Origin of the sequence: Cellulosimicrobium sp. CUA-896 (assembly GCF_001942335.1) — a bacterium.
Lineage (GTDB): Bacteria > Actinomycetota > Actinomycetes > Actinomycetales > Cellulomonadaceae > Cellulosimicrobium.
The window spans coordinates 1-3,544 of record NZ_MKKH01000071.1; the positions used below are offsets into that span (position 1 = coordinate 1).

Below are 3,544 nucleotides of genomic sequence, written 5' to 3' on the forward strand. Positions count from 1 at the left end.
CCGCGACCCGCGCGACGACGGCGACGACGGTCGCGACGTCGGACGACGCGACGACGGCGCGGCGACCGGTCGCGACGTCGGACGACGCGTCCCAGGGGCCCGCCGCCCGTGCGGTGCCCGGAGCGCGCCCGCGACGACCGTGCCGGCGACCGCGAGCGTGCCGCCCGTCACCGCGGCGGCGACGCGCGACGTCGTCCCGTGCACCTCGCCGCGCGAGAGCACCGTGACGCCCGCGGTGTGGGCCGTGAGCGCGGCCGCGGCGGGCAGGGCTGCGCGCACCCGGCCGCCCGCGGCGCCGAGCAGGACGTCGAGGCCTCGGCACGCCGCCATGACGACCGGTCCGGCCGGGCTCTCCTTGGCGACCGTGTCGTACGTCCACACGCACGCCGCGAGCGGCACGGCCACGGCGAGGGCCGGGCGTCCCCCGCCGGCGGCGGCGAGCCCGACGCCCGCGAGCGTGAGCCCGCTCGCGACGCCGAGCGCGCGCTCGGGCGACACCCGGCCGGACGGGATGGGCCGCTCGGGCCGTTCGACGGCGTCGAGCCGCCGGTCGGCGTAGTCGTTGAGCGCCATCCCGCCCGCGTACAGGCACGCGGACGCGACGGGGAGCAGCGCACGCCGCGGGGTGAGCCGGTGGCCGGCGGCCGCCGACCCGGCGAGCGTGTCGCCGAGCACGGACAGCACGGCCGGCGCGCGGACCAGGTCGAGGTGGTCGCGCAGGTCGGTGCGGGCACGGTCACTGCGCGGGACGCGCCGACGGGTCCGTCGCCGCGGCGACGCGCGCCGAGGCCTCGCGCACCCAGTCCGCGAGCGCGAGCGTCTGCGACGCGACGTCGTGCACGTCGCTGCCCCACGGGTCCTTGAAGAAGAAGCCGAGCTGCGGCACGGGACCGGCGTAGCCGGCGGCGTCCGCGAGGGCGAGCAGACGGCCGAGGTCGAGGACGAGGGGCGCCGCGAGCATCGAGTCGTACGCGGACCACGTGGTCTGGAGCGTCAGCCGCGACCCGAGGAAGCCCTGGACGTGCACGTGGTCCCACGCGACCTTGATGTCGCCGAGGTCGGGGACGTTGTCGATGTGCAGCGGGGTGACGTCGCTGCCCGTGAGGTCGTGCAGGCCGCGCGTCTTCGAGGCGAGCTTGCTGCGCACCGCCTCCGGGTCGGCGAGCGTGGCGCCGTCGCCGCCGCCGAGGAGGTTGGTGCCCGCCCACGACAGCACGCGCAGGCCGCGGGCCGCGAACGCCGGCGCGAGCACGGTGCGCAGCCACGTCTGGCCGGTCTTGCCGTCCTGGCCGGCGACGGGCACGCCGCGCTCGGCGGCGAGGTCGACGAGCACGGGCAGGTACATGCTGGCCGAGGGCGTGAACCCCGCGTACGGCGCGCCCGCGAGGAGCGCCGCGTACGCGGTGAGCGAGCTGGGCGGGAGCACGGCGCGCGCCGGGTCGGCGAGCGCGGCCTCGAGCAGCGCGCGGTCGGCGAACTCGGGCACGGGCTCGGGCAGGGGCTCGGTCGAGGCGAGGTCGACGACGACGACCCGCGCGAGGCCGTGCCGGTCGCGGAACTCCGTGATGTCCCGCGCGAGGCGCTCGGCGGCGGCCTGCTGCGACTCGCCCCCTCGCCCCGGGCGGCCGCCGCGGCGTCGTAGCCGCGCCGCACGTCGGCGTCCGCCTGCTCGAGCGCGGCGTGGGCGACGGCGAGCAGGTGCGGCGCGATCATCCCGGCCTCGACGAGCAGCTCGGCGCGCTTGACCATCGACACGTCCGTGACGTCGTGCCCGCCCACGACGAGGTCCGCGAAAGCGGGGAGGGGCGCGGACGCGAAGCTCTCCTGTGCGGTGACGCAGCCGGTCGCGTCGGCGTGGCCCTGCGCGATCGCGGCGAGCCCCAGCGTCGCGGTGGTCGCGACCGAACCGCGGGCTCCCACCAGCCAGAGGCCGGTCCGTGCAGAGGCGTTGTGGTGCATCGTTGCTCCCCGTCCCGTCGGCGCGCCCTGGCGCGCCGAGTGTCGCGACGATGGCCTCGGTGCCACCGCCAGGCCGGCGCCACGACGACACGGTCACGGTGCCCGGGGCGACGGCCTGCAGTGACCCTAACCACGCTTTTGTCGGCGGTCAATCAAAAGCGTCGCGCCACAGCGCCGCTCGGCCGGGACACGCGGCAAAAGCCGCGCGTCCGCCCCGGTCAGGGCGCCGCCGGGGCGAAGTCGAGGCGGTCGTCGACGACGGCGAGCACCGACCACACGCCGCCGTCGGCCGCGGTCAGCTCGTACGCGGGGACGAGCACCGCGGCGCCGTCGGGCTGGTGCTGCACCGCGAGCCCGAGGCGCGCCCCCGTGATCGTCACGTCGGTCACCGGCCACGCGATCGCGCTGCCCTCGGGCACCGTCGGCGGGACGGTGGGCTCCACCGGCTCCTCCGGCGCCGGGGCGATCTCGGGCACGCCCTGGGCCGTGGCGTCCTCGCGCGCCCACAGGACCGGGCCTCCGCCCGCGAACCGCGGGTCGCCGAGGCGCTCGACGGCCTCGGCCGGGCTCACGACCTCGTACGTGCCGAGCGGGACGCGCGGCGCGAGCGTCCCGTAGAGGGACGCGAGCCCCGCGCCGGAGAACGTCGCGTTCCACGACGTGCCGGTGCGCCGACCCTGCACGACCTCGTGCGCGGTCACCGTCGTGGCGCGCGGCGCGGCCTGCTCCGCCGTCAGGTCCTCCGGCACGAACTCGTACCCCCCGGTGTCGAGACCGAGGGAGCCCATGACCTCGCGCAGCCGCTCGACCGCGGCGTCGCGCCCCGGCGGGACGCCGTGGTCGGTGTCGGCGCACGCGCCGGGCTCGGCCGGCGCCACGTCCGCGCTCGCACCGTCGCCCGAGGAGGCCGCGTCGTCCGGCGCCGGCGCGGGCTGCACGACGACGCAGCGCCACGGGTCCTTCGCCGGGTCGTGGAAGGACACGCTCGCGAGGCCGTCGGGCTGGAGCGAGACGCTCGCCCCCGAGCCGTCGCGCTCCCCCACGACGTACGCGCCGAACTCCTCGCGCACGCCGCCGCCCACGCCCAGGACGTCGGCGACGCGACGCGCCGTCTGCGAGGAGAAGACGCCCGCGGCGTCGTACGCCCACGCCTCGGCGGCGCCGCCCTCGGCGGACAGCCCGTCCTGGTGGAAGACCGTGCGGCCGGCCCCGAACCCCGGGTACGGCATCGAGGTGGACGCGCGCGTGTCGGCCGCTCCCGGCGCGGGCAGGACGCCGGCCCCGGCCGCCGAGTCCTCCTGCACCTCGGCCCCGGCGCTCCCCGGCATCGTCGTCGTGCCGAGCTCGAGCGGCGCGAGCGCCGTCGTGGCGACGACGTCGCCGCCGCCGCCCCCGAGCCCACCGCCCCCCGCGCCGATCGCGTAGCCCCCGCACCCACGACCAGGCGCCGGCGACCGCCGCGGCGACCTGCAGCGGCGCCCGGCGCCGCCGGTTCCGGCGCACGGCGAGCTCGTCCGGCACCGGGGGCACCGGGGGGACCGCGGAGGAGCCCGCTGCGCCGAACGCCTCGGGCACGCGGTCGCGG

General features: G+C 78.5%; 3 protein-coding genes and 1 pseudogene. All 4 read right to left on the minus strand.

Features of this window, described 5'->3' with window-relative positions:
* Positions 1–684 (minus strand): SCO3242 family prenyltransferase (locus BJF88_RS16305; protein WP_255372113.1); only part of this gene is annotated, 684 nt, incomplete at its 3' end.
* Between the two features lie 52 nt (positions 685–736).
* Positions 737–1,567 carry an inositol-3-phosphate synthase gene (locus BJF88_RS23925; RefSeq protein ID WP_369824659.1) on the minus strand — a complete coding sequence of 277 codons (831 nt, stop codon included), beginning with the start codon at positions 1,565–1,567 and terminating at the stop codon, positions 737–739.
* Positions 1,568–1,722: 155 nt separating this feature from the next.
* Positions 1,723–1,959, minus strand: a pseudogene (locus tag BJF88_RS23930) (inositol-3-phosphate synthase); the annotation flags it as partial.
* Between the two features lie 218 nt (positions 1,960–2,177).
* Positions 2,178–3,287: a hypothetical protein gene (locus BJF88_RS16315; RefSeq protein WP_139316117.1), complete on the minus strand. Its 1,110-nt coding sequence runs from the start codon at positions 3,285–3,287 to the stop codon at positions 2,178–2,180.
* Between the last annotated feature and the right edge of the window lie 257 nt (positions 3,288–3,544).